Below are 24,927 nucleotides of genomic sequence, written 5' to 3'. Positions count from 1 at the left end.
AATGAATGTTGTAACTTGTTGAGGTGGTAAGCCATGTTGAAGCAGGCTGCGGTCGCGATATGTTTATTGTTTGTTTTGTTGTCGCCGGTTTTACCGCTAGCTTCAGGAATGAGCAGCGAAGGCTGGAGCGCTATAGCTATTTTAAGCTTGGCGATCATCCTTTGGTTAACCAATATCATTCCAGCCTCCGTCACCAGTATGATGGTCGTAGTTCTTGTTTCGCTGCTGGGCGTCCTGCCGTTCGAACAGGCGGCGCAAGCGTTGGGCGAAGAAGAAATATGGCTGATCCTATCCATGTTAATCATGGGAGTGGCGGTCGAGAAGCATTCCTTGGACAAGCGGCTGGCTTATAATATGCTGCTGTTTGCGGGGGGCAGGGTCAAATATATCGTTATGTACCTCATTCTCATAGCGTTTTTGCTTACTTTTTTTATGCCGAATTCACTGGGACGATTAACCGTACTTTTGCCGGTTAGTTTAGGCTTGGTGGAAACGATGAGAGCTCAAGCCGGTGCGAATTTCAGCAAATTGATTATTCTGACCGTTACATTTGTCCCTTATGTCAGCTCGATCAGCCTGCTTACGGGGGCCGGGGGCTCCATTTATGCGGTCGGACTGTTTGACTCCATGTTAGGGCATCAGTGGAGTTATCTGGACTGGCTGCTGTTGATGATGCCGATTGCCGTTGTCGTTCTTGCTGCGTTCTGGCTGCTGCTTCTTTATTTATTTCCGCCTGAGACGGATATATTGACCGGAGGAGAACAGTTTTTTCGACAGGAAAGAGAAAAGCTCGGTCACGTCACCGCAGCGGAAAAGAAGCTGATTGCGCTTTATCTGCTCCTGACGCTTCTTTGGATGACAGGCAGTCTGCACCATCTTCCCATAGCGCTTACTGGAGTTTTAGTGGTCACGCTGCTGTTCGTTCCCGGCATTCAACTGCTAACCTGGAAAGAAGCGATGAAAAAAGTGGATTGGGGGATACCGCTGTTATTTGCCGCCGGCTTTGCCCTGGCGGACGCTCTCAATGAAAGCGGGGTGGTAAAATGGGCTTCTGAAGCGGCCACGAGCTTATTGGCTAATCTGCCTGCGGTCATTCTTGCCGCAGCGATGATGACAGCCTTTATTCTTATTCGAATCGGATTTACAAACTATACGGCTATGGTGGCTTCTTTGCTTCCCGTGGCATTGACGTTTGCCGCCGGCAGCGAGCTGAATCCTCTCTGGCTCGGCATGCTGTGCGTAGTTGCGAGCAGCGTCGGTTATTTTATTCCGACCCAATCCGCCGGCAGCATGACAACATTTTCTATGGGATACTACTCGGGAAAGGAGTATTTGGTCATTGGCAGCTGGATCACCCTGCTTTTTTTTCTGGTTACGATCCTTGCAGCATTCTTTTATTGGCCGCTGCTCGGTCTGAATGTATACCCCGGATAAATGCGATTGATGAACATTTTTTGTAAAGTTACAATGAATGAGCAATACTCAAATAATAAGGAAGCCATCCGCCCTATGAGCTTGCCGCTTAGCACGGAAAGAGTCGTTCGTCAAATCACAATAGGCAAAATCGAAGCAATCGGGGAAGAGTTATTTGATATACAACCGCCGCCATTCAACAACACAATTAGATGGAATTTAGGTCATATCCTTTGGGCAACCGACGGATTAATTTTTCAAAGAATTACACAAACCTCCCATTTGCCGGTACTTCTTCAAAGGCGGCACCACGCCGGCGGACTGGACTGCAACTCCTCCGACCAAAGCGGAGCTGGTCGATTTATTAAAAAATCAATCACATATCTTAGAAGAGACCTTTGCAAACAAGCCCGATGAGAAATTGGCCAATCCGCTGCAAGTCCGTGATTTTACATTCGGGACGGAAGGGGAAGTCATTAATTTTGCATCCGTGCATGAAACCATGCACAGCACCGTCATATCGGATATTCTGAAGGTCATTCAGCACCAGGGCAATTAAAACGGAAGCGCCGACGGGAATAATACAGCTCAATATCGAGACAATAAGAGCGTAACGATAACTCATCCTGTGGCGGTGAATCATATTTATGGGACAATCTCCCGAACAAGGACATGTTGAATTTAGACCAACCCCGGTGAAGCTGGCCGCTGATTTGCCTCAAGATGAGGACATGCGGGAGCATCTTGAGGAAATGATGGCCAATGATGGATACCCGGGCTCCTGCAGTGTGATCAACAGGGAGAAGAATGAAGGATAAGTATCCAAAAGTAAACAAAGAAAGTAAAGAAGGCTGCAGCCCAACTGATCAAGTCGGTGAGCAGCCTTCTTTTTTAGTTTTACAACGACATACGATAAATGGTAAGGACATCCTCGCGGTCGAGGGATTTGAAGTTCCCGAACACTCCCCTGGCCATGGCTCTGTCAGCCATTAATTCCAGCTTCTCTTCATTGATATCATAGTCCGCAAGCCGGCTCGGAGCACCGATGGAAGTCCAGAAGGCACGCAGTGCCCGAATGCCTTCCAAAGCCGTTTCACGGTCGCTCTTGCCCGCCGGATCAATCCCGAATACATTTACAGCGAACTGTTTGAATCGGGATACCCCATCGTCTAGAACATGTTCCATCCAGTTCGGGAAAAGAATAGCCAAGCCTCCGCCGTGCGGAATGTCGTAGACGGCGCTCACGGCATGCTCGATGTTATGGGTAGCCCAGTCGCCGCGGATGCCCATGGCAAGGGTGCCGTTCAATGCCATCGTGCCGCTGTACAGAATCGTTTCGCGATATGCGTATTGCTTCGGATTTTCCAGCACCTTTGGCGCTGTGGCGATGACGGTCCGTAGAATGGTTTCGCAAAACCCGTCCTGAATGGGGGAATTTCCGGTATGGTTGAAATACTGCTCTATCACGTGCGACATAATATCGACGATCCCGTAAATCGTTTGGTCTTTGGGTACCGTATAGGTAAACTCGGGATTAAGTATGGAGAACTTAGGGAACACCAGCGGATTGCTCCAACCGTACTTTTCCTGCGTTTCCCAATTGGTGATGACCGAGCCTGAATTCATTTCTGATCCGGTTGCCGCCAAAGTGAGCACCGTGCCGAAAGGCATGGCTTCTTCGGCCGTAGCCTTGCGCGTAATAATATCCCAAACCTCGCCTTCGTACTTGGCCCCGATGGCAATGGCTTTGGTACAGTCGATCACACTGCCCCCGCCAACGGCGAGAATGAAATCGATACCCTCTTTTCTGCAGATATCGATCCCTCTATGTACAGTGGTCAAACGGGGATTTGGTTCGACACCGTTCAATTCATGTACGTGAGCTCCGAAGCTGTTTAACTGATGCATAACCTCATCGTAGATCCCGTTTTTCTTGATGCTCCCTCCTCCATAAACGAGCAGAATCTTTTTGCCGAAGGGCGGAATCTGCGTGCTGAGATGCTCAATCGTATCTTTACCGAAAAAAAGTCGGGTCGGATTATAATACATAAACGTATCCATAGGCTTCCTCCGATTTGTTAGATTGTGTATTTTTGGGGCGGCAGGACTGAACGATTTCCTGCATTCACCCATTATACCAAATGACTTCTCCGTAACAAAAAAAATAAAAATGAATCAAGCCGAAAAGGAGTAAGATGTGCTATACTAATGCTTGGAATTTACATTATATTAACATCAAAGAGTGGGGAACACATGGGAGAACTGCAACTTTCACTTCGTCGTTACGGGCTGATTACGGTACGTCGTCTGCCCCTGCTTTTATGTTCTCTTTGGATTGTATTTTTAGTAGAGTTATTAAGCCGCGGTCAATGGTTGGATACGTTCGGATGGACTTTCCATGCCATACCGGAGGTGATGCTCAATACTTTCGTTGTTTTGGGCTTCATGCTGTTATTAACGGCATTTACCGGAAGGGTCCGTATTTCTTTTTGGCTGACAGCCGCATTATGCCTGGCCTTCGGATTGATTAGCGGAATTAAGCTGGAAATTCTGGGAGTTCCTTTCCTGCCCTGGGATTTACTGCTGACCAGCGAAACGAAAGATATGACACCGTATCTCAGCGGTCTGCTGAGCTTTACGGTCATCTCCGGAATCCTTGTATTTCTAGTGATCAGCATACTGCTGTTATATAAGCTTTGGAGGACAGATCTTACGTTTGGCGCAAAGCAGCGCGTAACGATGGGATTGATTGCCGCCCTGCTCTTGGTTTCGATCTACAATGACGGAGAACTCTCATTAAAAAAATGGGCCAAAATCAATGACATCGCTTATGATCAGACCCTTAATGTTAAAACGAACGGTTTTTTGCTAACGACCATGATGAATTTAAAATTTCTTTTCTTACAGGAGCCGAAGGGATATAACGAGTCCTCCATCCGTACGCTTGCGACGGGCGTCTCACCTGCGGTAGCGCAACCGGGAGAGGTTAAGCCCAATATTATCGTAGTGTTGAGCGAATCGTTCTGGGACGCAACCCGGGTGGAGGGATTGCAGTTTAGTCGAGATCCTTTGCCGTTTTACCATTCGTTAGTCAATAAGTATACCAGCGGAACGATGCTGTCCCCGCAGTTCGGAGGCGGGACAGCCAATGTGGAATTTGAAGTGCTGACGGGAAATTCGATGCGCTTTTTACCTCAGGGCTCGATTCCGTATAACCAGTATATTCACAAAGAAACCGATTCTCTTGCGAGCATTTTAAAGCGGCAGGGGTATGCAGCTACTGCGATCAATCCGTTCCACAGCTGGTTTTATAACAGCAAGAACGTATATAACCATTTCGGTTTCTCCAAATATATTTCGCAGGAATTTTTCGAGCCGGATTACGAAGGGCCATATATAGCCGATCGGGCGGTGGCGAAATATATTATTCAATCGAGCGATGAAACACCGGGACCCGATTTTATTTTTGCCAATACGATGGAGAATCATTACCATTACTCCCCTGATAAGTTCAAGGAAAATACGATTCAAGTATCCGGCGTGACCGGTGAGTCCAAGGGCCTTTTCGAAACGTATGCGCAGGGGCTTTTGGGCGCGGACGATATGCTCAAGCGTTTGGTGACGCATTATGAACAAAATAAAGAGCCTACGATCATTGTTTTCTTCGGCGATCATTTGCCAAGTCTCGGAGATAACTATAAAGCGTACAAAGACTGCGGCTATTTGCAGGAGAACGATCCGAATTTTCTTGACAAAATGTACCGGGTACCCGTTCTCGTTTGGAATAATTATTTGCCGGAGCACAAGGAACAGCTGAATATGAGTCCGTCGTTTCTTGGTCCGTATGTGCTAAAGCTTGCGCAAAGACCGGGCAGCTATTATACGGATTACCTATCTCAAGTGGCTCAACAGACTCCGGTTATCCCGCCTAAAAATTACTATCAGCAGATGGGAATCAACGAGGCGTCTTTAAAGGATTATGAAAAGCTGCAGTATGATATTTTGTTTGGAAAACAATACGGCTATGGGGATTGGAAAAATACCATTAAAGACCCTGCCTATGTTTTAGGCTTTGGAGAGATGCAGATTGATCATGTTCGTGTGGATGAATCCGGTCCGGAACGAATGGTCCGGATTACCGGCAAGGATCTGCCCCATAACAGTATCGTGCATATCAATGGCAAACCGGTAAAGACGCAATGGACGGATACCCGTGATTTGACGGCGATTGTTGAACCGGAGACGGAGGCCGAATTTCCATGGCAAATGGAGGTCGTCGTTGAGGATTCCAAGGGCCATATCGTAGCCAAATCAAATCCTTATGTTCAAGCCCAGATGACAACGGCGGGTGTGCCTTAGCGTGTTTTAAACCGTTTGATAAGCAAGCCTCTGCTTCAGCCGGTAATACCGAAATGACTTTGGTATTATCGGCTTTTTTCCAATTGACAAACACGATTAAAACCCATTTTTCTGATGTGTAATATGAACCGAACGGAGTAATTTTTGAGCGGCTCCCAAACGAATCATCCATCAACTAGAGAATAGCAGAGGGATCAGTCCTTATGAATTTCAAAGCACTTCCGGTCAGTGTCCGTTTGTCCATTTTTGTAATATGAATATTGCCGATCGTGTTGGATCAATACCGAAGCGACTATATTGGTGAAATCGGATGGCTGATGTACTTCATTTTCACTTTGGTCAGGCGCTGGAGCTGTTGAAGCTGAGGTCTTTTGATGCTCTGCTGGTCGATCTTAATATGCCCGGAATTAATGGAATGAAATTAGTCAAAGCCGTATGGCAGCTGTATCCCCATGCTATTATTTTGAGCCTCATTTTAATCATTTAATCGAAGCTGGAATTTCGGGCTTTGTACATAAAACGGCTGCCAGAGGGACGCTGGTTACGGCCAACCGGTGCGCCCTTAACAGTGAAACCGTGATTCCGACCTCTTTGTTTCGCTTGCTTCGCAGAGAAGGATTCGCAGGAGGAGCTTCCGTCAGAGGCGCTTTCCACACTGATTAGCAACAAGGAGCTCAGCATTCTCAAAACCTTACTTTGGGGAAGAGCAATAAAGAGATCGCAGATATCCTGTTTATCAGTCAAAGGACATTGGAATATGCCCTGACTCAGGTTTTCCAAAAATTAAATGTGAAGTCCAGAAAGGAAGCCGTCGCCAAATCCAGACAGATCGGCCTGATTACCAGTGAAGATTTTATATGAAAAAGGTTACGACAAGGGAGCTGCGGCGATAAATTATTGACAAATGACGGGATGCAATGGAACAATACGATTAAAGCCTTGCGAAATGGTAAAAGGGAGGTTTCCATGGATAACATTCTGCACAAGATCGAGCAGGCTGCGGCCCGATGCACCTGCGGTAAGCACAATCGCATCAGTCTGGATACGGCTGTCGTTCAACGCGGGGCGTTGGAACACGCAGCGCCTTATTTGCTAAACCGATCTTCCAAGCATGTTACTGTAGTAGCGGATGTCCATACATACGCTGCTGCGGGAGAAAGGCTGTTCCGGCGTTTATCGTCTGCGGGACTGGAGTGCACACAGGTTATTGTGCAGGCGAATCGTCAAGGGGATGTGGTGGCCGATGAACCGTCGATGCTTCAAGTGATGCTGGAAACCCCGAATACGACAGATACCATTATCGCAGTAGGCTCCGGGACGATCCATGATATTGTCCGTTTGACCGGATACAAAATGAACAAACCTTTTATTTCGATTCCGACAGCGCCTTCTGTTGACGGATTTACTTCCGTTGGCGCGCCGATTATCCTGAAAGGGGAAAAGAAGACGATAGCGGCTTCAGCGCCTGTCGCTATTTTTGCCGACCTGGATATATTGCTGCAGTCTCCCCAAAGCTTGGTTGCTGCGGGATTTTGCGATATGCTTGGCAAGTACACCTCGTTATTCGATTGGAAATTTGCTCATTGGATCGCAGACGAGCCCTACTGCCCCGCTGCGGACAACATTACAAGGCAGGCACTAACGGATTGCGTTAGCCATGTAAATGAAATCGCGCAGCGCGAGGAAAGCGGCATCCGTATCCTGATGAATGCGCTGATTGAATCCGGACTGGCAATGCTGATTTTCGGGCAATCCCATCCGGCTTCGGGTTCCGAGCATCATTTGTCTCATTTTTGGGAGATGGAGTATTTGCGGCAGGGAAAAAAGCAGCTGCTGCACGGGGCCAAGGTAGGGGTTGCTTGTGTAGAAATTTCGAAATTATACCACCGAATGGCGGATGAAAAGAAGCTTTTCCAGATCGAGACCTCTGATGCAGGCCAGCGGGCGAAGCTGGAACGCATTCGTTCTCGCCGGGAAGAAATTGCGGAGCTTCTGCAAAGCATCCCGGATCCTGAAGAGCTTCAGGAATTCATACGGACGATGAACGGTCCTGTATCTCCTACGGAGCTGGGCATTGGTGAAGAGCTTCTGAACAGCGGCCTGAGAGAGGCTCATCAAGTCAGGCTGAACCGGTACACCATGCTCAGGGCGTTCAATGAGCTGGGGGCCTCAGCTACATAGGTTATACTCGGTCGTTTTATTGAACGAAAGTCGGAAAAATAAGACTTGCTGGTGGACGCTCCATCCGATATAGTAAAGTAACTGAGCTGCATCGCATCAAGAGAAATGGAGGTGTCCATCCTATGCCGATCATTCAGTCGGTTGAGCGGGCGCTGCGAATTCTGGATCTGTTTGATGAATACCACAAGGAATTGAAGATCACGGAAATCAGCAGCCGGATGGACTTGCATAAAAGCACGGTTCATTCTTTGTTAAAAACATTGCAGGAATATCATTACATTGAACAAAATCCGGATAACGGGAAATACCGGTTGGGGATGAAGCTGCTGGAGCGAAGCAGTCGGCTGGTTCAAGGTCTGGATATTCGACAGGCGGCCAACAGTTATTTGCAGGTTCTATCCAAAACGACGGGGCAAACGGCCCATTTGGTTGTTCTGGATGGGAAAGAAGGCGTTTACATTGATAAGGTGGAAGGAGACAAGGCCGTCATCCGATACTCCCGGATCGGCAGACGAATTCCTGTGCATTGCAGCGCCGTAGGCAAAGCTCTTATCGCCTACAAATCGCCGGAACAGTTGAGCTCCATTCTTAAAGGCTACGAATATCAAAAGCAGACCGAGAAAACGATTCAAACCGAGGAGGCTTTTCTACAGGAGCTCGAGCGTGTACGAAAGCGGGGATACGCTACGGATGATCAAGAGAATGAACCCGGCGTTTTCTGTATTGCTGCAGCGGTCCGGGATCATTCAGGCGAAGTCATTGCGGCGATCAGCGTATCGATGCTTCAAGCGCGAGTGACGGATGAGGACAAGGAAGAGTACATCAAGCTCCTGCTGCAAGCCGTTGGGGAGCTTTCAGTGCGGATGGGCTACGGCATCATGATGGGATAAAAACGGGCGGCAAGCTTCTAAAAGCTTGACCTGCTTCTTTTTAAGTCAAATTACAAAACCTAGTTTTATAATATAAAACATTAATCCAAATTAACGTCTGGCACCAGAAGGGGAGAGAATGACATGAATCAATTGTTGACATCCATCATGGGAATTCAAGGGGAAGAGATATACCGGCTTCATACACACGCCCAAGGTCCGCTGGGGTCCCTTCCGCTGACGCCGGACATGCTGCTTCATGAGCCAAGCGGAAATCTGTTCGGACTGACACAAAATGTCGGTATGGGCTGGACTCCTTCCGAACTGAACGGAAAGCAGGTATTGCTGCTCAGCACGCAAGGCGGGATTCGTGCGGAGGATGGCCGTCCGATCGCGCTCGGATACCATACCGGCCATTGGGAAGTGGGTCTGCTGATGCAGGATGCGGCCAATGAAATCCGGAAGAGCGGCGGCGTGCCCTTTGCAGGCTATGTCAGTGATCCGTGTGACGGAAGAAGCCAAGGCACCTCGGGGATGTTCGATTCCCTGCCTTATCGCAACGACGCCGCGATGGTGTTCCGCAGACTGATTCGATCGCTCCCCACGCGCAAGGCTGTCATCGGTATAGCGACCTGCGATAAGGGCCTGCCGGCGATGCTGACGGCTCTTGCCGCCATGCGTGATCTTCCTTGTATCATCGTTCCCGGGGGAGTGACGCTGCCTCCGTCAAATGGAGAGGATGCCGGTAAAATCCAGACCATCGGGGCACGTTATGCGAATGGTGAGCTATCGCTTGAGGATGCGGCGGATCTGGGCTGCCGGGCTTGCGCGACACCTGGAGGCGGCTGCCAGTTTCTCGGTACGGCCGCTACGGCCCAAGTCGTCGCCGAAGCACTTGGACTGACGGTGCCGCACGCGGCGCTGGCTCCGTCCGGACAACCGATCTGGCACGAGCTTGCCCGCCAGTCGGCCCGCGCTGTGATGACGTTGGAGTCGAAGGGTCTGAACACACGCGATATCGTGACGGATGCCGCTATTCGCAATGCCATGGTTGTCCATGCGGCCTTTGGCGGCTCGACAAACCTGCTGCTGCACATACCGGCCATTGCACATGCCGCCGGCTGCGCGATCCCAAGCGTACAAGAATGGGACCAAGTGAACCGCGCTGTGCCGAGGCTGGTCAGTGTACTGCCTAACGGGCCTGTATACCATCCGACGATCAGAGTGTTTCTTGCCGGAGGGGTGCCCGAGGTGATGCTGCATTTGCGGAAGCTTGGATTACTCGACGAATCGGTCCTCACCGTAACCGGCGAGACATTGGGAACGGTACTCGATTGGTGGGAAACCTCGGAGCGAAGAACAAAAGTCCGCGAAGCGCTGCAGAAGTTGGACGGGATTCGGCCCGATGAGGTCATCATGAGTCCGGAGCAGGCGCGTGCCCACGCAATGACGTCCACCGTCACGTTCCCGACCGGAAATATAGCACCGGAAGGCTCCGTCATTAAGTCAACCTCCATCGACCCGACGGTTGTGGGTCCGGACGGCGTGTATCGGCATAAAGGGCGGGCGAAGGTGTTTACAGCGGAGCGGGAGGCTATTCGGGCCATTAAGACCGGGGGGATTGTTGCCGGCGATATCATGGTGCTGATCGGCCGCGGTCCGATCGGGTCAGGTATGGAAGAGACGTATCAGCTGACGTCAGCGCTGAAGCATCTGCCGTTCGGCAAGCATGTGACGCTAATTACGGATGCGCGATTCTCCGGAGTATCCACCGGCGCCTGCATCGGTCATGTTGGACCTGAAGCGCTGGCGGACGGACCGATCGGCAAGCTCCGGGATGGCGACTGGATTGAAGTGATCATTGACCGTGAACGGCTGCAGGGCAGCCTGCATTTTGTCGGTGAAGGGGATACCTTCTTTACGCCTGAGGAAGGAAGCGAGGTACTGGGCCGGAGATCGCCGCATCCTCACCTTGCCCCTGATCCCGGTCTGCCGGACGATACCCGCTTATGGGCGGCATTACAAGGGGCCAGCGGCGGTACGTGGCGGGGAAGTGTGTATGATGTGGACCGGATTATCACTCTGCTTGAGGCAGGCAAGAAAGCGCTTGGTTGGTAATCCTGCCGGCATCGGACGGACCGATATATAGCGTTAAAGCAAACAGCCGAAGGGAGCTTGACCCCCTTCGGCTGTTCATCTTCAGCGTACATATCGTGTCCGGTGAGCATAGATCCAATTTTTTTTCATGTCCCGCACAAGTCCGTCTTCCTTGGCAAGAACCTTTTGAGCATAAGCATCAAAGGTTTGAAAGTCGTGTGGAGTCGGCTCGATGAACCTCATCACGCCCTTCCATTCGTACTCGAGCAGCAGCCCGTGATCTGCGGCCAGGCGATGAGTCATGTGCATCAGGAGGAAATCCTCCCAGGTCGTGGCATCCGCCTCACGGCCAAAACGCCATCCGCCGGACTCCTCGGTAACGTGAACGCCGTGAATACGCATCAGATATTCAGGCAGAAAGATATACCCTTCCGGGACTTGCTGAACGTCGGCGTTCCATTCTTGCGCGATATGCTGAAGCCCCTCCCTCATGTTCAATGCTTTGGTCGGTAGGAATAAAGTAAACATGCAGGTTGTTCACCGCCCTTCCTTTTTAACTTATCATAACCCTGACCGTAGGGGATAGGAAGAGGATGCCCGGTATCTTTCATTCAAAAATGCGGTCAACCGGTCAGGATAGTCCGTGATCAGGTTTGTTACCCCGAGCGATAACATTCGGGCCATGGTATCCTGGTCATTCACGATCCATGCATATACTTCTTTCTGATGATGTGCGGCCAGCCGCATAAACTCTTCATCTATAACCGTGTGAGCCGTACTGAGCACCTCATAGTCCTTGCTCATAAACAGGCTTGCGGTAACTGTATTTTTTTTGGAGATAATGAGCCCCGTTTTGATGCTTGAATTTCGCTGTTTGACTTTTTGAATCAGAGAGGCATCGAAGGAGGTCACCATGCAATCCTGGACACACTGCTTTTTCACGATAATATCCGTTGTCTTTTCTGCAAGCTGCTTTGGATGTCCGTTATTTTTCAGCTCGATGTTCAGCTTGATTTTCCCCTTCGCGGTGTCTATGGCTTCTTCCAGGGTCGGTACTCGTTCTGTCTCGAACCGCTGATGAAACCAGGCTCCTGCGCTGGCGTGCAGCAGCTCGGAGGAGGGGATCTGCCACAACGGCTTATCGATGCCGGTAGTTCTCCTGGCGGTATCGTCGTGCATTAAAACAACCACCCCGTCGGCAGTTTCCTGCACATCAATTTCTGCGTAACCGGCGCCGTCCTCGATGGCTTTGCGAATAGAGCTTAGCGTATTCTCCGGAGCGGAGCCGGAGCTTCCGCGATGAGCGGTAATCAGCCCGCGGCTGTCGGTTATCGAGCCGGGAGCGGAACTCACGTGGGTCAGATTGGCGGCGAGCAGAAACGTAAAAGCGAGAATCAATTTTTGCATGGTCGTCTCCTTCGGGCAGGTTGGATATTCAGATGACAATGTGACGGCCGACAAGGTTGTATTCTTTCCAAATATTGAGGCTAGTATATTAACGGCTCAGAAACGGTTTATGTTGCATACTATATTATCGTCGTTTGATGTCGGTATTTGTAATATTAATTTTAGCGTGGCCCCTGTACAGAAAAGAGATTTTACAAAAAAGGAGCTGCGTGATAGCATGTATGTCAAAGGTTCGCCATAATGGGATCCGAAAGCCTTGAAGGCTGATAAAAGATGATTCTGATAAAACATGGGAGTTGTGTAAAATGGTTCAGAAGGGTCTTGTCGTATGTGTCGGAGAGCTTTTAATCGATTTTTTTTGTACGGACATCGATGTCGATTTAAAGAAAGGCGCTAATTTTGTCAAGCAGGCCGGCGGAGCCCCGGCGAATGTTTCGGCGGCCATCGCCAAGCTGGGAGGAAACGCCGCGTTTGTCGGTAAAGTAGGAAATGATCCGTTCGGCGGGTTTCTCATCGAGGTACTCGATCAGGCCGGTGTCGATACGCTGATGATCTCTAAGGATAACGCCGTTCAAACGACTATGGCGTTCGTATCTCTGCAGGCGAACGGGGAGCGGGACTTCGTCTTTTACCGTGGCGCCGATGAGCGGCTGACCATGGCTGATGTGGATCTTAAGTACATATCCCAAGCGCGCGTGATTCATTTCGGTTCGGCTACGGCTCTGCTTGGAGGCGAAGCTCTCGAAACCTATTTTGCGCTAATCGATCGGGCGAAAGCAGGAGGAATGCTTGTCTCCTTCGACCCGAACTTCCGTACCAATCTGTGGCAAGGCAGAGAAGCCGAATTCATCGAGAGGTCCCGCAGAGGCATCGGGAAGGCCGATTTCGTGAAGGTGAGTGACGAAGAGCTGCGTCTGATTACAAAGCAGGAGGATATGCTGCAAGGCGTGCAATCCATGCACCACTGGGGAGCCCGCGTCATTGCCGTTACGCTGGGGAAGGAAGGGACGTTGATCTCCGCGGCGGGGCAGCATGCCGTTATTCCAAGCATTGCCATCAAGTCGGTCGACTCCACGGGGGCCGGAGACGCATTTGTGGGAGCAACCTTGTTTCAGCTGGCATCCGCGAAGGAGCCTCTCACGTTATGCCGTAACTTTGAAGAGTTGAAGAGGATCATCGCGTTTTCCAACAAAGTAGGGGCCATCGTATGTACGAAAGTGGGAGCGATTGCGGCACTGCCGTCCTTGGAAGAGGTCGAGAGATTTAGTTAAGAGATGGACGGTACGGAATATACTCTGGATAAAGTGACGATGGCTTGCAGCGGAAGTTCTTCGCTGTTTTTCCATACATAAATACGAATCTGATTTTCATATATATAAAAAATATATATAATAAACATTTATATAAATATCGTTGACACATATGGAATATAAAATTAGACTGTGAAGTAATGGTTGATTTTAACTATTGATTTCGTAGTTTTGCATTAGGATTTTTTATATCGAGAGGAGAATTTAAGAATGAGTGGCCAGACAAGCGGGAGTTATACAATTATTTTGCGAATGGAGCTCGAACCGAACGTAGCATTCATTCAAATCGCTAATGCAATTCATGAAAAAGGCTGCGAAATCGTTGCCGTGGATATTGTAAATAGAAGCAAGCAAAAAACGATCAGAGACATCACGGTGTCCGTTTCAAACAGAGAAACTGAAGCTGAATTGATTGAAAACGTTCGCAATGTGCCAGGGATTAAAATCATCAACATATCTGACCGTACTTTCCTGATGCATTTGGGCGGAAAGCTTGAGGTTCGTTCGAAAGTGCCGATTAAAAACAGGGATGATCTCTCTCATGTGTATACACCCGGTGTAGCCCGCGTATGTATGGCGCTTCATGAAGATCCCTCCAAGGCTTATTCGTTAACCATCAAACGGAATACGGTAGCGGTAGTATCGGACGGTACCGCTGTACTCGGGTTAGGAGATATCGGTCCGATTGCCGCGATGCCGGTTATGGAAGGAAAAGCCATGCTCTTTAAAGAAATGGCCGATATCGATTCGTTCCCTATTTGTTTAGATACGAAGGATACAGAGGAAATCATCAGAATTGTTAAAGCAATCGCTCCGGCATTCGGCGGAATTAACCTGGAGGATATTTCCTCGCCGCGCTGCTTTGAAATTGAAGAAAGATTAAAAAATGAACTGGATATTCCCGTTTTCCATGATGACCAGCACGGAACAGCTGTGGTCATGCTGGCGGGCTTGATCAACGCATTAAAAATTGTGAACAAGCAAATGTCCGATATTAAAGTGGTATTCAGCGGAATCGGCGCTGCAGGCGTGGCTTGCACGAAAATGCTGATGGCGGCCGGAGTTAAACATATTGTCGGTGCGACAAGATCCGTAGGTATTATCAACCGTAATACCACATATGAAAACCCTATGTTCCAATGGTACGCGGAGAATACGAATCCTGACAATGTAACAGGAACGTTAAAAGACGCCATGGAGAATGCGGATGTATTTATCGGCTTGTCCGGTCCTGGTGTTATTTCAGTAGAAGATTTGCAAAAAATGGCGGAGGATCCGATTGTGTTTGCTATGGCTAATCCGACTCCGGAGATTTTACCGGAAATCGCAGAACCGTATGTTCGAGTCATGGCTACAGGGAGATCCGATTATCCGAATCAGTTAAATAACGTGCTGTGCTTCCCAGGGATTTTCAGAGGAGCTATGGATTGTCATGCCACGATGATTAACGAGGAAATGAAGCTGGCTGCCGCTTATGCGATCGCGTCCATCGTAGAGGATTCCGAACTGAATGAGCAGTATATCATCCCTAGCGTTTTCAATAACCGGGTAGTTGAAGTGGTAAGAAAAAAAGTGATTCAAGCCGCAGTGGAAACAGGGGTTGCACGTAAGGTTCCGCATGAATTTGCTTAAACCGGCGTTCAAGTCTGAGCTGTGAAAAGGGGCTGTCTTTGCTAATCAAAGCAAAGACAGCTTTTTTGGTCCGGCCCAGGGACTATGACCGGGTCACCCTGCGCAGCTGGTTTGCCAGCCGATGGTATTCCGCACGCGCCTCCTCTACGTCCGCACAAAACCATGCCGCGGACAAATAGCCGATGATCTTGTCGGCATCCTCCCGATTCAACAGATATTCGGCTTCAACCGGTTCGACTGCATCATATTTAGATAAATTCCATCGTTCAATGATGCTTATGAGCTTCTGCGCATACTGAGGATCTGTAGCATAGCCTGCATCCTGAAGAGCCCGTGCTGCAGCACGGTAATCCTCCGCTCCGATGACGTCTGCATAGCGAGGCCGCTGCGTCAAGAACAACCCGTGATCCCGAATGCTGTCTTCCCAGCTGGGATACGTTCGAAAGCCTTCCATTGAAATGATCCACTCTTGGTCGATAAACTCCCTTGTCTCCCGCTGCATCCCCTCACCTTTTATTCCGAACAGATTGTTGCCACTCACGCTGCTTCCCCATCCCGTTTCCAATGCCGCTTGCGCGATCGTGATGCTTGCCGGAATACCGAAATCCTTCATGTTAAGTACAGCCGTTGGGGCGATGCGTTCAATAAATTCTTGAGGACTCATCCCGTCACCTCCTGCTGCAGCATATTCGACTAAGGGGAGCTGCGGTGACAGAAACGGGGGATATGCTGGAAAACACCTGATTGAGAATAGCGCAAGGTTCCGATGGCACACAATATAACGAATACCGTGTGCAAACTATTATCGAATGTAAGGATGAGCTGCTTGAAAAAGATGGTGCTTGGCCTCAGAATCTGCATCCTGTTCTTCCTGCTGACCTTCTGTGCTTCTCCCTTGACGCAGTCGCTCGCCGCCGCGAAGCCGGATTCAAGCAAGCTGCACATTACCCCTTCGGACGGATTGTCAGAGGAAGGCGTTTATTTGATCATCAACAAAACCTCAAACCGTTTGACCGTAGTATTGAACGGCCAAGCCATGTATTTCTTTCCTGTCGCCACAGGCAGAACCAAGCAGTTAACCCCGACAGGACGGTTTTATATCGTCACCAAAATCGTCAAACCTTGGTACGTGCGCAAGCGAATCCCCGGGGGAGATCGGCGCAACCCGCTCGGCAGCCGCTGGATGGGAATTAATGTGCCTGGGACGGGTGGTTATACCTACGGAATTCACGGAACGAATCGCCCATATTCGATCGGCAGCAGCGCGTCTTCGGGCTGTATCCGGATGCATAACAGGGATGTCGAATGGCTGTTCAAGCATATTCCGCTGGGTACCGTGGTGATTATCCGGGAGTAATAGGGTCAAAATACAAGCGCATTCCGTGCCCTTTTACCCATTCGAAGCATTATACCTTGCGGTAACTTGAATTACTTTTGGAAAGGGCTCCGTGAGGAGTCCTTTTGGCTGTACCGAAACGTCTTCTGCCAATGGTATGGGCAACTGACCGTGGCAGCTGCTTTTGTCAGGCATAACATAATAAATAGCCTCCAAAATCTAACGAACGGGGGACGTAAAGGATGGATCGGTATTTGCCCATACTGATGATTCTCTTGCTTTTTATTTTGCTGCTGGTTGTTCTCATACTTTTGATGTAACCGAACAGAGAAATGGCTCAAATGAAGAACAGCCCGTTCACGCTTAACCTGCGCAACGGGCTGTATGATTTTAAAATCCTTTATATTGCGGTTCTTCATTCTCAAGCTGCTGAACGCGGCTGTTGACTTGATCTACAATGGCTTGAGTTTGCTGGGCGCAATTTTCAAACAGCTTCTTGGCTTCCTGATTTTGCGTGCCTAACGCAAAGGTTTCAAGACTTGCCTGGGCGCTCTTGAGGGAAGCCAGCGTTGTCTTTACTTGGGATGCAACGGTCATTGATATCACCTCCACAAACGATAATATGGCTCAGCTTTAAGGAAATCATGAATGTAAAAAATCTCCTGTAAATAACTACAGTGATTTTAGCGAATAATTGAATCGTCACGCTTTAATCACCGGAGGGAGAGAGTCCATTGCAGGATTGGGCGCATATCGCGATCCGTTCGGCTGCCGCCATTGCGATTTTGTTTTTGATTACCCGTATTCTTGGTAAAAAGCAAATTTCTCAATTAACCTACTTTGAATACATACTTGGTATTGCGCTTGGCGAAATGATCGGCTTCATGTCCATTGATCTTGAATCGCCTTTTATGTTCGGTGTGACGGGACTTTTAGTCTGGTTTTTGATTCCTTATATCCTCGAAATCCTAGCTTTAAAAAGTAAACGGCTGCGCGAATGGTTTGAGGGTACCGGAACCATCTTCATCAAGGAAGGCAAAATCATGGAAGACAATTTGAAAAAAGAGCGTTACACCGCCGATGAGCTCTTAGAGCAGCTGCGTACCAAAAGTGTTTTTAATGTGGCTGATGTGGAATTTGCCATGCTTGAGGCTAGCGGAGATCTCAGCGTTCTTTTAAAGCAGGAGCATCAACCGTTGACTCCGAAGCATTTGGGCATTCGAGCCGCTCCGCAGCAAGAGTCCCAAGCGGTCATTATTGACGGCAAAATCATGGACGAGCCTTTGGCTACGGCAGGGTTTAGCCGGGAATGGCTTTATACGGAGTTGGAGAAAATAGGCGTAACCTTGGAGAATGTTTTTGTCGGACAAGTCGATTCATACGGCCAGCTGTATGTTGATTTATACGACGATATGCTGAAGGCTCCACAGATGATCCAAAAGCCGCTGCTTCTGGCTACTCTAAAAAAGTGCGAGGCAGATCTGGCATTGTTCGGGTTATCGACCTCGAGCAAAGAGGCCAAACGAATGTATGAACAAGGTGTTGCGCAAATGAAAGATATCATCGAGCAGGTCGAACCTTTATTGAGACGATGAGCAGAAAAGGGGAATGCAAGAATGACCACCAAATCGAAAATGAAGAAGTTAACCTGGACGCAGCAGGAATATCAGGAGCTTGCCAAAAAGCGGGAGCCGGCCCGTCCTGTGCTGAAAAATTGCTTAAGGGCCTTTGCGGTCGGGGGATTTATATGTTTCATCGGCCAAGGGATCATGGAGGTATTTATTCGGTATTTCGGCTTCACGGATAAAACAGCCGGCAATCCGACCGTCGCCGTGCTCATATTCATCTCGGTTCTTCTAACAAGCTTTGGAATATACGATAAAATTTCCCAATGGGCAGGAGCCGGCTCGGCCGTCCCTGTGACGGGCTTTGCCAACTCGTTATGCTCCGCGGCATTGGAGCATAAAAGCGAAGGCTATGTGCTCGGTGTCGGCGGAAACATGTTCAAGCTGGCCGGCTCAGTCATCGTATTCGGAACCGTGGCGGCTTTTGTTATCGGCTTGATTCATTTGCTTCTGGGAATGGAGGGCCGCTAAATGCTGAAGGGATATCAGAGCTGGGAGTTCAAAACCCGTCCGGTCATCATGGGAACGGCGACCATCGTCGGACCGGATGAAGGCGGCGGACCGTTGGGAAATGAATTCGACATTGTCCATGCCGATAACAAACTAGGACAAGACAGCTGGGAAAAAGCCGAGAAAAAAATGCTGGAAGAAGCCGCGAAGCTTGCATTAGAGAATGCAAGGTTGACCAAGGAGCATATTCAGTTTTATATCGGCGGAGATTTGTTGAATCAAATCATCAGCAACAGCTTTGCCGTACGGACGATGCAAATTCCTTACCTTGGTATTTTTGGGGCCTGCTCCACTTCCATGGAGGGTTTGGCTTTGGCGTCCATGATCGTTGATTCCGGTTACGGCCATCATGTCATGACGGGAACATGCAGTCACAACAGTACCGCGGAAAAGCAGTTTCGTTACCCGACGGAATACGGCTCGCAGAAGCCCCCGACCGCACAATATACGGTGACGGGAGCGGCATGCGCGGTGGTGGGCAATCGGGGCAAGGGGCCCGTCGTCACAGGGGCTACGATCGGCCGTGTCATTGATATGGGGATCAAAGATCCGTTCAACATGGGCGCGGCGATGGCTCCGGCGGCCGTGGATACGCTGCAGTCCCATTTTCGCGATTTCAAACGGGAGCCGGGTTATTATGATTTGATATTAACGGGCGATTTGGCAAAGGTGGGCTATGAGATTGCATGCGAATTGCTGGAAAAGCATCAGATCCCAATCAAGCAGACCCATTATTACGATTGCGGTTTGATGATGTACGACCTGGAAAAGCAAAACGTACAAGCAGGGGGCAGCGGCTGCGGCTGCTCGGCTACCGTAACCTACGGCCATGTCTTGAAACGGATTAAAAAAGGTGAGCTTAAAAGGGTGCTGATCGTTGCGACTGGGGCGCTTCTCTCCCCCTTATCTTTTCAGCAGGGGGAGAGCATTCCCTGCATCGCTCACGCGGTAGCAATCGAAAGCGAGGTGCATTAGCATGGATTGGATGCAGTTTGTTTGGGCTTTTCTCATCGGCGGGGCGATCTGTGTGCTGGGACAGTTGATGATGGATGTCATGAGATTATCGCCGGCACATACCATGAGCACATTGGTTGTAGCCGGCGCCATCGTGGACGGTATTCAGATCGGCAATAAAAGCTTGTATGAACGCTTCATCGAATTTGCCGGCGCCGGGGCTACCGTGCCTATCACCAGCTTCGGCAACTCTCTTGTGCACGGAGCGCTGAGCGAATTGAAATCGCAAGGTGCGGTTGGGATAATTACGGGCATCTTTGAAGTCACCAGCGCGGGGATTTCTGCGGCCATCATTTTTTCATTCCTGGCCGCCCTTGTGTTCAAGCCGCAAGGATAGCAAGCGGTTGAGGTTGATTAAAGCTCCTGAACCTCGGAAGGGCGGCGGTGCCAACGCCTGTCCTTGAGGATTCCGGGGCTTTTTTTGCAATCATACAAACATTTTCTTCATTTTTACACGTGTACTCTAATTCCTGATTCCTGTACAATAGGAAGTAAGTCTCTTGTATTTTGTGTGCATGTTACAATTGTTACAATAGCATTACAATTTGATTTCATTTGTCAAATCTGGACGATTTTTTAGAACCTTAGGCTTTTTATTGCGTAATAAAGTTAATTATGCTTTAGTTAAGCCATTTTAAGGAGGCCGGACGATGGAGACGATGATCAGAGAAGATGTACAAGCGATTAGGCGCATACAGGCAAATTTGGAATCCTGCATTCTCGGAAAAACGGAAGAAATTCAGCTTCTGTTAACCGCGATGCTGGCAGGGGGCCACGTGCTGCTTGAGGATGTGCCGGGCACAGGCAAGACGGTGCTGATCAAAGCGCTCGCCAAATCAATCCGCGGACAATATCGCCGAATTCAGTGCAATCCCGACCTCCTCCCGACCGATATCACAGGTGTTTCCATTTATCACCCTAAAGATGAAGTGTTCTTGTTCCGTCCGGGTCCCATCATGACCAACATTCTGCTAGCCGACGAAATAAACCGGGCAACGACGAAGACGCAATCCGCCCTGCTGGAAGCCATGGAGGAAAAGCACATTACGGTGGATGGAGAGGCCCATGAGCTGCCAAAGCCTTTCCTGATGCTGGCAACGCAGAATCCGATCGATTTTGAGGGCACGTATGTTTTGCCGGAGGCTCAGCTGGACCGTTTCATGATGAAATTCAGCCTTGGCTATCCGGATGCGGAAACCGAAACGCAAATGATCATATCTCAAAGATTAGCTCACCCGTTGGATTCGTTGGAGCCCGTTGCGGAAGTGGAGCAGATATTGGCTATTCAACAGCAGGTGAAGCAGGTACATCTCGATGAAGCGGTGGCAGGCTACTTAGTAGCCATTATCCGGCTAACCCGCGAGCATCCGTCGATATATTTGGGAGCCAGCCCGCGTGCGACGCTGGCGCTGGTACAGGCGGTGAAAGCCTTCGCTTTGCTGCAAGAAAGAGATTATGTCCTTCCGGACGATGTTAAATTTTTGGCGCCTTATGTGCTTGGACACCGGATTATTCTGCAGGCGGAAGCGCGAATGGAAGGAGTTACCGTATCGTCGGTGCTGCAATCGGTGTTTCAGCAGGTGAAAGTGCCGGTACGTTGGGAGAAGTGATCCGATTGAGAACTTCATTTGCTTATAAGCTGGCGGATCGCCCAAAATCCAGCCGCAAGCTCTGGGCCGTACTCTCGGCGTTATTAGGCAGCCTCGGATTTTTGTTGTTTCAGGGCGGAAAGCTGGCGCTTATGCTGTTTGTCATCATGTTTATGATCAGCCTTTATTTGCTGCTTGGCCAATGGAGCGGAATCAAGCATACAAAAGGAAACAGAACGCTAAAGCACAGTGAATTCGGAACGACGGTTGAAGCCGGAAGCGCTCTTGGAGTGACGATACAGCTGCAGATCCCGGGATTTTGGCCTATGCCTTACTTGTTCGTCAAGGATCGGCTGGTTCACAAAAGCGGCCGCGAGCTGACGTTTGAGGCGACGGTCGTTCCCGATTGGAAAAGACGCGCGCAGTGGGAGTACAAAACGCCGGCGATGCGCCGCGGGCACTATCATTTCGGAACGACGGAATGCGTTACAGAAGACGTGTTCGGGTTGTTCGAGCATAAAGGAGAGCTTGTGCTGCCACAAAGCTTCTCGGTTCTGCCGCAAACCGTGCTTATCCGGGAGTGGCAGCAGTTTCATCAGATGATGAAAGGAACCAATCATCATTCCTCGACAACCCGCGCCGCACGGGAAACCACGCAAATTAACGGTGTTCGTGAATATATTTATGGAGACCGGCTCTCACGGATTCACTGGAATGCGACCGCCAAGAGCGGCACCTGGAAATCAAAGGAATTTGAGCGGGAGTCTCTCCCCAAGACCTTCTTGTTTCTGGATCGCAGTCTGCAGTCATACCAGGATCCGGAGCCGTTCGAGCTGGCGGTCTCTGCAGCAGCCTCGATGTTTCAGTACGGGGCTCATCGCGGCCTGGCCATGGGGCTCGTGTCCAGCGGATCGGACGACAAATATTTTGAACCGAGGTCGGGACAGTTACAGTACCAAGCCGTGCTACAGCATCTCATCGATGTGGAAGCGGACGGCGCGTATAGTATGCGGCAGGTGCTGATGGAGAAAGTCAATATGCTTTCTCCGGGCAGTTTCATTACGCTGATCAGTCCGGTTTCGGGGGATGGCATGCTGCAGCTGCTCCTATGGCTCAAGCAGCAGCAGATGAAACCCTGCCATCTGTGGGTGAGCCCGGATGCGGCCCGCAAGGAAGCTTGGGTTAAGCAGCTTCAGTCCCGGGGGATCGTTTGTTATGCGGTGCAGCAATTGTCGGAGCTGCCTTCCCAGTTGGGAGGTCGAAAATGAAGAATAAAAAGCCGTTAGCCTGGTCGAAGCACCTGTTATTTCACGATTGGCCGCATCGGCTTACGGTGCTGCTGTGCGGCATATTTTTGCTTCAGTTTACGATATGGTTCTCGAAGGAAGACGGAATGTGGCTGCGGGAGACAGTGGTCATCGTGCAGTTGACGCTGCTGGTTATTTTTATTATGCAGCATGTTCCTCGTATCCATTGGCTCATTCGCGGAGCCATTGAACTCGGGACCATCCTTGTTATAAATATTGAGGTTCTCGAGCGCTTCGAGGTGATCGAGCCCATACCGTTTTCAAGCTTTTTATCTTCCCAGCTGTTTTTGAACTTATATGATCTTACGCCTTACTTATGGTTCGGACTCGGCACCTGGGTCGCTTATTTAACCATGATCTGGTGGGTTGAGGCCAAATGGCGCATCTATCTTTTGCTGGTTCTGACCGTTCTGGCCATGTGTATCCGCGATTCGTTTTCCGCCGTTTATTTATGGCCGCAGGTGGCAGTCGTCGTCGGATGCGGGCTGTTCATGCTGATTTTATGCCATTTTACGCAGCTTCGGCGCAAGGATTCGTCCGCTTGGCGGCAGCTGGCCAATTACCCGGCCTCCATCGCCGTACCGGTCGTTTCACTGGTATCTCTTACGATTTTTATCGGTTCCCTTATGCCGGAGGTGGGTCCGACGCTGACGGATCCTTATACGGCTTGGCGCAATTTCAAAGGGGAGCCGATGAATTTTACAACCGGCAAGGGAGTTCAGGTATCCGCTATGGTGGATGCGACGGATTCCTCTTCCGGATACAGCCGCAACGACTCCAATCTCGGCGGGGGATTTCAATTTGATTACACGCCGGTCATGACGGTAGAGACGACGCACAGGGCCTATTGGCGCGGAGAAACCCGTTCGCTATATACCGGAAGAGGCTGGGAGGAGAGCGACAGCGAACGGCGCGGAGCTTGGAGTGCCGTTCGCCCGGACAATTCCGTTCCCGCCGACTCGAGGCATCCGGCAGGGAACCGGAAGACGGTAGAAGTAACGCAAACGGTGACCATGCTCACGGAGCAGAGGTATCCCGTCTTCTTTGGCGCCTATGCGGTGCAAAAGGTAACCGGGATAAACGGAGAGAAGAGCGGTTTCGACGGGCTGCAATGGTCCGCTTCGCAATCGGAGCTGAGGTACAGCGAGCGCCAGCCGTTTCCGAAGACGTATACGATTGTCTCCCAAATGCCGGTTGTCGATGAGGCGGCTTTGCGCGCGCTTCCGATGGAACCGGTCAGGCAGGGAATGAATGACTATTTGCAGCTGCCGGACCATCTGCCCGACCGTGTGCGTACGCTGGCCAATGAGATTACCCGGGATGCTGCAAATCCATACGATAAAGCCAGACGGATTGAACAATACCTTCAGCTAAATTTCCCTTATACAAACAGACCGGACTTGTCCAAGGGCCGCAGCCGCGATTTCGTTGACCGTTTCTTGTTTGAAATCCAGGAAGGCTACTGCGATTACTATTCCTCTGCGATGGTAGTCATGGCCCGTTCGGTGGGCTTGCCTGCACGTTGGGTGAAGGGTTACGCATCCGGCGCGCCGGAAATGAATGGAGACATGTTCGGCATGTTACCGGAAGGTGATTTGGCGAATGCCGATTCCGCCGGTGTATATACCGTGCGAAACTCGGATGCTCACTCCTGGGTGGAGGTCTACTTTAACGGCTACGGCTGGATTCCGTTTGAACCAACCTCCGGCTTTGCTTTGCCCAGGGTGGCGGCGGAAGCTGACCCTGCAGTGGATACTTCTGAAGCACCGGCACCGATGGTGACCGAAACGGATGAAAATACGCCTGTGGTGGAGCCGCATCATGTCGCAACAGGAGGCATCCTTGCGGCCGCTGCCCTGCTCGCCGCTTTTCTGGTTTGGAGGTTTCAGCTCATCGAGCTGTTAAGAGAGCGGGAGCGCAGGCGCAGAGCTTCGCTGCTGAAGCAGAAGGTGATCGTGGAGTGTGAGCGGCTGCTCCGTATTTTCCGCCGCAACGGCTATGTGCGCGAGGATCACGAAACGCTGCGGGAGGCGATGCGGCGCTGGTCGAAGCAAAGCCGATGGATGAAATCGGAGCTGGATACCGTGCTCCATGTTTTTGAAAAAGCAAAATACGGGAATGCGGAAATTACCGAAGAGGATTGGTGTCAAACGACGCAAATCGTAGAGAAGCTCCGTTCTCAGATGTAGCTGCATCAAAGGCTTGACGGCTTTGGGCCGTCGGCCTTTGATGTCTTTCTTTTTGCAACAAAAAGGAGTATTATGGTATAGTTTGACGT

General features: G+C 50.2%; 24 protein-coding genes. 19 read left to right on the top strand and 5 right to left on the bottom strand.

What is annotated here, in order from left to right; genetic code table 11:
* The first annotated feature begins 33 nt into the window (after positions 1-33).
* The 3 genes from ACZYR9_RS03715 to ACZYR9_RS03705 all read left to right on the top strand — a co-directional run bounded on the left by ACZYR9_RS03715 (position 34) and on the right by ACZYR9_RS03705 (position 2,231).
* Positions 34-1,434 (top strand): SLC13 family permease, encoded by a 1,401-nt coding sequence (locus tag ACZYR9_RS03715; protein ID WP_488977084.1) that lies wholly within the window; start codon positions 34-36, stop codon positions 1,432-1,434.
* Complete coding sequence (locus ACZYR9_RS03710) at positions 1,435-1,830, top strand: DinB family protein (protein WP_488977083.1); 396 nt, start codon at positions 1,435-1,437, stop codon at positions 1,828-1,830.
* Positions 1,831-2,060: 230 nt separating this feature from the next.
* Positions 2,061-2,231 (top strand): hypothetical protein, encoded by a 171-nt coding sequence (locus tag ACZYR9_RS03705; RefSeq protein ID WP_488977082.1) that lies wholly within the window; start codon positions 2,061-2,063, stop codon positions 2,229-2,231.
* 79 nt (positions 2,232-2,310) lie between these two features.
* Here ACZYR9_RS03705 and ACZYR9_RS03700 read toward each other — a convergent pair whose 3' ends face one another.
* Entirely contained in the window at positions 2,311-3,474 is a 1,164-nt protein-coding gene (locus tag ACZYR9_RS03700; protein WP_488977081.1) for an iron-containing alcohol dehydrogenase, read from the bottom strand.
* Between the two features lie 192 nt (positions 3,475-3,666).
* On the opposite strand from ACZYR9_RS03700, the gene ACZYR9_RS03695 reads away from it, so the two are divergent.
* The 6 genes from ACZYR9_RS03695 (at position 3,667) to ACZYR9_RS03670 (ending at position 10,940) form a co-directional block, all read left to right on the top strand.
* Complete coding sequence (locus ACZYR9_RS03695; RefSeq protein ID WP_488977080.1) at positions 3,667-5,772, top strand: sulfatase-like hydrolase/transferase; 2,106 nt, start codon at positions 3,667-3,669, stop codon at positions 5,770-5,772.
* Between the two features lie 310 nt (positions 5,773-6,082).
* Positions 6,083-6,259 carry a response regulator transcription factor gene (locus ACZYR9_RS03690; RefSeq protein ID WP_488977079.1) on the top strand — a complete coding sequence of 59 codons (177 nt, stop codon included), beginning with the start codon at positions 6,083-6,085 and terminating at the stop codon, positions 6,257-6,259.
* A 209-nt stretch (positions 6,260-6,468) separates the two neighbouring features.
* Positions 6,469-6,633, top strand: coding sequence for a helix-turn-helix transcriptional regulator (locus ACZYR9_RS03685; RefSeq protein ID WP_488977078.1), 165 nt, complete (start codon positions 6,469-6,471; stop codon positions 6,631-6,633).
* Positions 6,634-6,738: 105 nt separating this feature from the next.
* A complete protein-coding gene (locus tag ACZYR9_RS03680; RefSeq protein ID WP_488977077.1) occupies positions 6,739-7,953 on the top strand; it encodes a sn-glycerol-1-phosphate dehydrogenase in 1,215 nt (404 codons plus the stop codon).
* Positions 7,954-8,075: 122 nt separating this feature from the next.
* Positions 8,076-8,843, top strand: coding sequence for an IclR family transcriptional regulator (locus ACZYR9_RS03675; protein WP_488977076.1), 768 nt, complete (start codon positions 8,076-8,078; stop codon positions 8,841-8,843).
* Between the two features lie 123 nt (positions 8,844-8,966).
* Positions 8,967-10,940: a YjhG/YagF family D-xylonate dehydratase gene (locus ACZYR9_RS03670; RefSeq protein WP_488977075.1), complete on the top strand. Its 1,974-nt coding sequence runs from the start codon at positions 8,967-8,969 to the stop codon at positions 10,938-10,940.
* Between the two features lie 81 nt (positions 10,941-11,021).
* Here ACZYR9_RS03670 and ACZYR9_RS03665 read toward each other — a convergent pair whose 3' ends face one another.
* Positions 11,022-11,447 (bottom strand): hypothetical protein, encoded by a 426-nt coding sequence (locus ACZYR9_RS03665; protein WP_488977074.1) that lies wholly within the window; start codon positions 11,445-11,447, stop codon positions 11,022-11,024.
* Positions 11,448-11,480: 33 nt separating this feature from the next.
* Positions 11,481-12,326 carry a glycerophosphodiester phosphodiesterase gene (locus ACZYR9_RS03660; RefSeq protein ID WP_488977073.1) on the bottom strand — a complete coding sequence of 282 codons (846 nt, stop codon included), beginning with the start codon at positions 12,324-12,326 and terminating at the stop codon, positions 11,481-11,483.
* 305 nt (positions 12,327-12,631) lie between these two features.
* Here ACZYR9_RS03660 and ACZYR9_RS03655 point away from each other — a divergent pair, with 305 nt between their 5' ends.
* Together ACZYR9_RS03655 and ACZYR9_RS03650 are read left to right on the top strand one after the other, a co-directional pair.
* Positions 12,632-13,597, top strand: coding sequence for a carbohydrate kinase family protein (locus tag ACZYR9_RS03655; protein WP_488977072.1), 966 nt, complete (start codon positions 12,632-12,634; stop codon positions 13,595-13,597).
* 249 nt (positions 13,598-13,846) lie between these two features.
* Positions 13,847-15,268, top strand: coding sequence for an NAD-dependent malic enzyme (locus tag ACZYR9_RS03650; protein ID WP_488977071.1), 1,422 nt, complete (start codon positions 13,847-13,849; stop codon positions 15,266-15,268).
* 82 nt (positions 15,269-15,350) lie between these two features.
* Here ACZYR9_RS03650 and ACZYR9_RS03645 read toward each other — a convergent pair whose 3' ends face one another.
* Positions 15,351-15,932 (bottom strand): glycoside hydrolase family 73 protein, encoded by a 582-nt coding sequence (locus ACZYR9_RS03645; protein WP_488977070.1) that lies wholly within the window; start codon positions 15,930-15,932, stop codon positions 15,351-15,353.
* A 171-nt stretch (positions 15,933-16,103) separates the two neighbouring features.
* On the opposite strand from ACZYR9_RS03645, the gene ACZYR9_RS03640 reads away from it, so the two are divergent.
* Positions 16,104-16,625, top strand: a complete 522-nt coding sequence (locus tag ACZYR9_RS03640; RefSeq protein ID WP_488977146.1) for a L,D-transpeptidase — start codon at positions 16,104-16,106, stop codon at positions 16,623-16,625.
* A gap of 369 nt (positions 16,626-16,994) precedes the next feature.
* Here the strand turns inward: ACZYR9_RS03640 and ACZYR9_RS03635 are convergent, their stop codons facing one another.
* A complete protein-coding gene (locus tag ACZYR9_RS03635) occupies positions 16,995-17,201 on the bottom strand; it encodes a DUF1657 domain-containing protein (RefSeq protein ID WP_488977069.1) in 207 nt (68 codons plus the stop codon).
* 137 nt (positions 17,202-17,338) lie between these two features.
* On the opposite strand from ACZYR9_RS03635, the gene ACZYR9_RS03630 reads away from it, so the two are divergent.
* The 7 genes from ACZYR9_RS03630 to ACZYR9_RS03600 all read left to right on the top strand — a co-directional run bounded on the left by ACZYR9_RS03630 (position 17,339) and on the right by ACZYR9_RS03600 (position 24,838).
* Complete coding sequence (locus ACZYR9_RS03630) at positions 17,339-18,199, top strand: DUF421 domain-containing protein (protein WP_488977068.1); 861 nt, start codon at positions 17,339-17,341, stop codon at positions 18,197-18,199.
* A gap of 21 nt (positions 18,200-18,220) precedes the next feature.
* Positions 18,221-18,700, top strand: a complete 480-nt coding sequence (spoVAC, locus tag ACZYR9_RS03625) for a stage V sporulation protein AC (protein WP_488977067.1) — start codon at positions 18,221-18,223, stop codon at positions 18,698-18,700.
* On the top strand, positions 18,701-19,714 hold the full coding sequence (spoVAD, locus tag ACZYR9_RS03620; protein ID WP_488977066.1) for a stage V sporulation protein AD: 1,014 nt from the start codon (positions 18,701-18,703) through the stop codon (positions 19,712-19,714). It abuts the gene before it with no gap.
* Positions 19,715-19,724: 10 nt separating this feature from the next.
* On the top strand, positions 19,725-20,090 hold the full coding sequence (spoVAE, locus tag ACZYR9_RS03615; protein WP_488977145.1) for a stage V sporulation protein AE: 366 nt from the start codon (positions 19,725-19,727) through the stop codon (positions 20,088-20,090).
* 313 nt (positions 20,091-20,403) lie between these two features.
* The gene (locus ACZYR9_RS03610; RefSeq protein WP_488977065.1) at positions 20,404-21,363 is read left to right on the top strand and encodes an AAA family ATPase; all 960 of its coding nucleotides are present in this window, start codon (positions 20,404-20,406) and stop codon (positions 21,361-21,363) included.
* A gap of 5 nt (positions 21,364-21,368) precedes the next feature.
* Positions 21,369-22,610: a DUF58 domain-containing protein gene (locus ACZYR9_RS03605; RefSeq protein ID WP_488977064.1), complete on the top strand. Its 1,242-nt coding sequence runs from the start codon at positions 21,369-21,371 to the stop codon at positions 22,608-22,610.
* Complete coding sequence (locus tag ACZYR9_RS03600) at positions 22,607-24,838, top strand: transglutaminase TgpA family protein (protein WP_488977063.1); 2,232 nt, start codon at positions 22,607-22,609, stop codon at positions 24,836-24,838. Before ACZYR9_RS03605 ends, ACZYR9_RS03600 begins: the two co-directional genes overlap by 4 nt.
* Positions 24,839-24,927 lie beyond the last annotated feature (89 nt).

Source organism: Paenibacillus sp. F024 (genome assembly GCF_057814255.1).
The sequence above is the reverse complement of the archived record's forward strand: the minus strand, read 5'-3'. Positions and strand labels throughout refer to the sequence as shown.

Excerpts from the sequence above, each read along its gene's own strand:
- ACZYR9_RS03715 (WP_488977084.1), top strand. The coding sequence starts at position 34 with ATGTTGAAGCAGGCTGCGGTCGCGATATGTTTATTGTTTGTTTTGTTG.
- ACZYR9_RS03710 (WP_488977083.1), top strand. The coding sequence starts at position 1,435 with ATGCGATTGATGAACATTTTTTGTAAAGTTACAATGAATGAGCAATAC.
- ACZYR9_RS03705 (WP_488977082.1), top strand. The coding sequence starts at position 2,061 with ATGGGACAATCTCCCGAACAAGGACATGTTGAATTTAGACCAACCCCG.
- ACZYR9_RS03700 (WP_488977081.1), bottom strand. The coding sequence starts at position 3,474 with ATGGATACGTTTATGTATTATAATCCGACCCGACTTTTTTTCGGTAAA.
- ACZYR9_RS03695 (WP_488977080.1), top strand. The coding sequence starts at position 3,667 with ATGGGAGAACTGCAACTTTCACTTCGTCGTTACGGGCTGATTACGGTA.
- ACZYR9_RS03690 (WP_488977079.1), top strand. The coding sequence starts at position 6,083 with ATGGCTGATGTACTTCATTTTCACTTTGGTCAGGCGCTGGAGCTGTTG.
- ACZYR9_RS03680 (WP_488977077.1), top strand. The coding sequence starts at position 6,739 with ATGGATAACATTCTGCACAAGATCGAGCAGGCTGCGGCCCGATGCACC.
- ACZYR9_RS03675 (WP_488977076.1), top strand. The coding sequence starts at position 8,076 with ATGCCGATCATTCAGTCGGTTGAGCGGGCGCTGCGAATTCTGGATCTG.
- ACZYR9_RS03670 (WP_488977075.1), top strand. The coding sequence starts at position 8,967 with ATGAATCAATTGTTGACATCCATCATGGGAATTCAAGGGGAAGAGATA.
- ACZYR9_RS03665 (WP_488977074.1), bottom strand. The coding sequence starts at position 11,447 with ATGTTTACTTTATTCCTACCGACCAAAGCATTGAACATGAGGGAGGGG.
- ACZYR9_RS03660 (WP_488977073.1), bottom strand. The coding sequence starts at position 12,326 with ATGCAAAAATTGATTCTCGCTTTTACGTTTCTGCTCGCCGCCAATCTG.
- ACZYR9_RS03655 (WP_488977072.1), top strand. The coding sequence starts at position 12,632 with ATGGTTCAGAAGGGTCTTGTCGTATGTGTCGGAGAGCTTTTAATCGAT.
- ACZYR9_RS03650 (WP_488977071.1), top strand. The coding sequence starts at position 13,847 with ATGAGTGGCCAGACAAGCGGGAGTTATACAATTATTTTGCGAATGGAG.
- ACZYR9_RS03645 (WP_488977070.1), bottom strand. The coding sequence starts at position 15,932 with ATGAGTCCTCAAGAATTTATTGAACGCATCGCCCCAACGGCTGTACTT.
- ACZYR9_RS03640 (WP_488977146.1), top strand. The coding sequence starts at position 16,104 with ATGGTGCTTGGCCTCAGAATCTGCATCCTGTTCTTCCTGCTGACCTTC.
- ACZYR9_RS03635 (WP_488977069.1), bottom strand. The coding sequence starts at position 17,201 with ATGACCGTTGCATCCCAAGTAAAGACAACGCTGGCTTCCCTCAAGAGC.
- spoVAC (WP_488977067.1), top strand. The coding sequence starts at position 18,221 with ATGACCACCAAATCGAAAATGAAGAAGTTAACCTGGACGCAGCAGGAA.
- spoVAD (WP_488977066.1), top strand. The coding sequence starts at position 18,701 with ATGCTGAAGGGATATCAGAGCTGGGAGTTCAAAACCCGTCCGGTCATC.
- spoVAE (WP_488977145.1), top strand. The coding sequence starts at position 19,725 with ATGCAGTTTGTTTGGGCTTTTCTCATCGGCGGGGCGATCTGTGTGCTG.
- ACZYR9_RS03610 (WP_488977065.1), top strand. The coding sequence starts at position 20,404 with ATGGAGACGATGATCAGAGAAGATGTACAAGCGATTAGGCGCATACAG.
- ACZYR9_RS03600 (WP_488977063.1), top strand. The coding sequence starts at position 22,607 with ATGAAGAATAAAAAGCCGTTAGCCTGGTCGAAGCACCTGTTATTTCAC.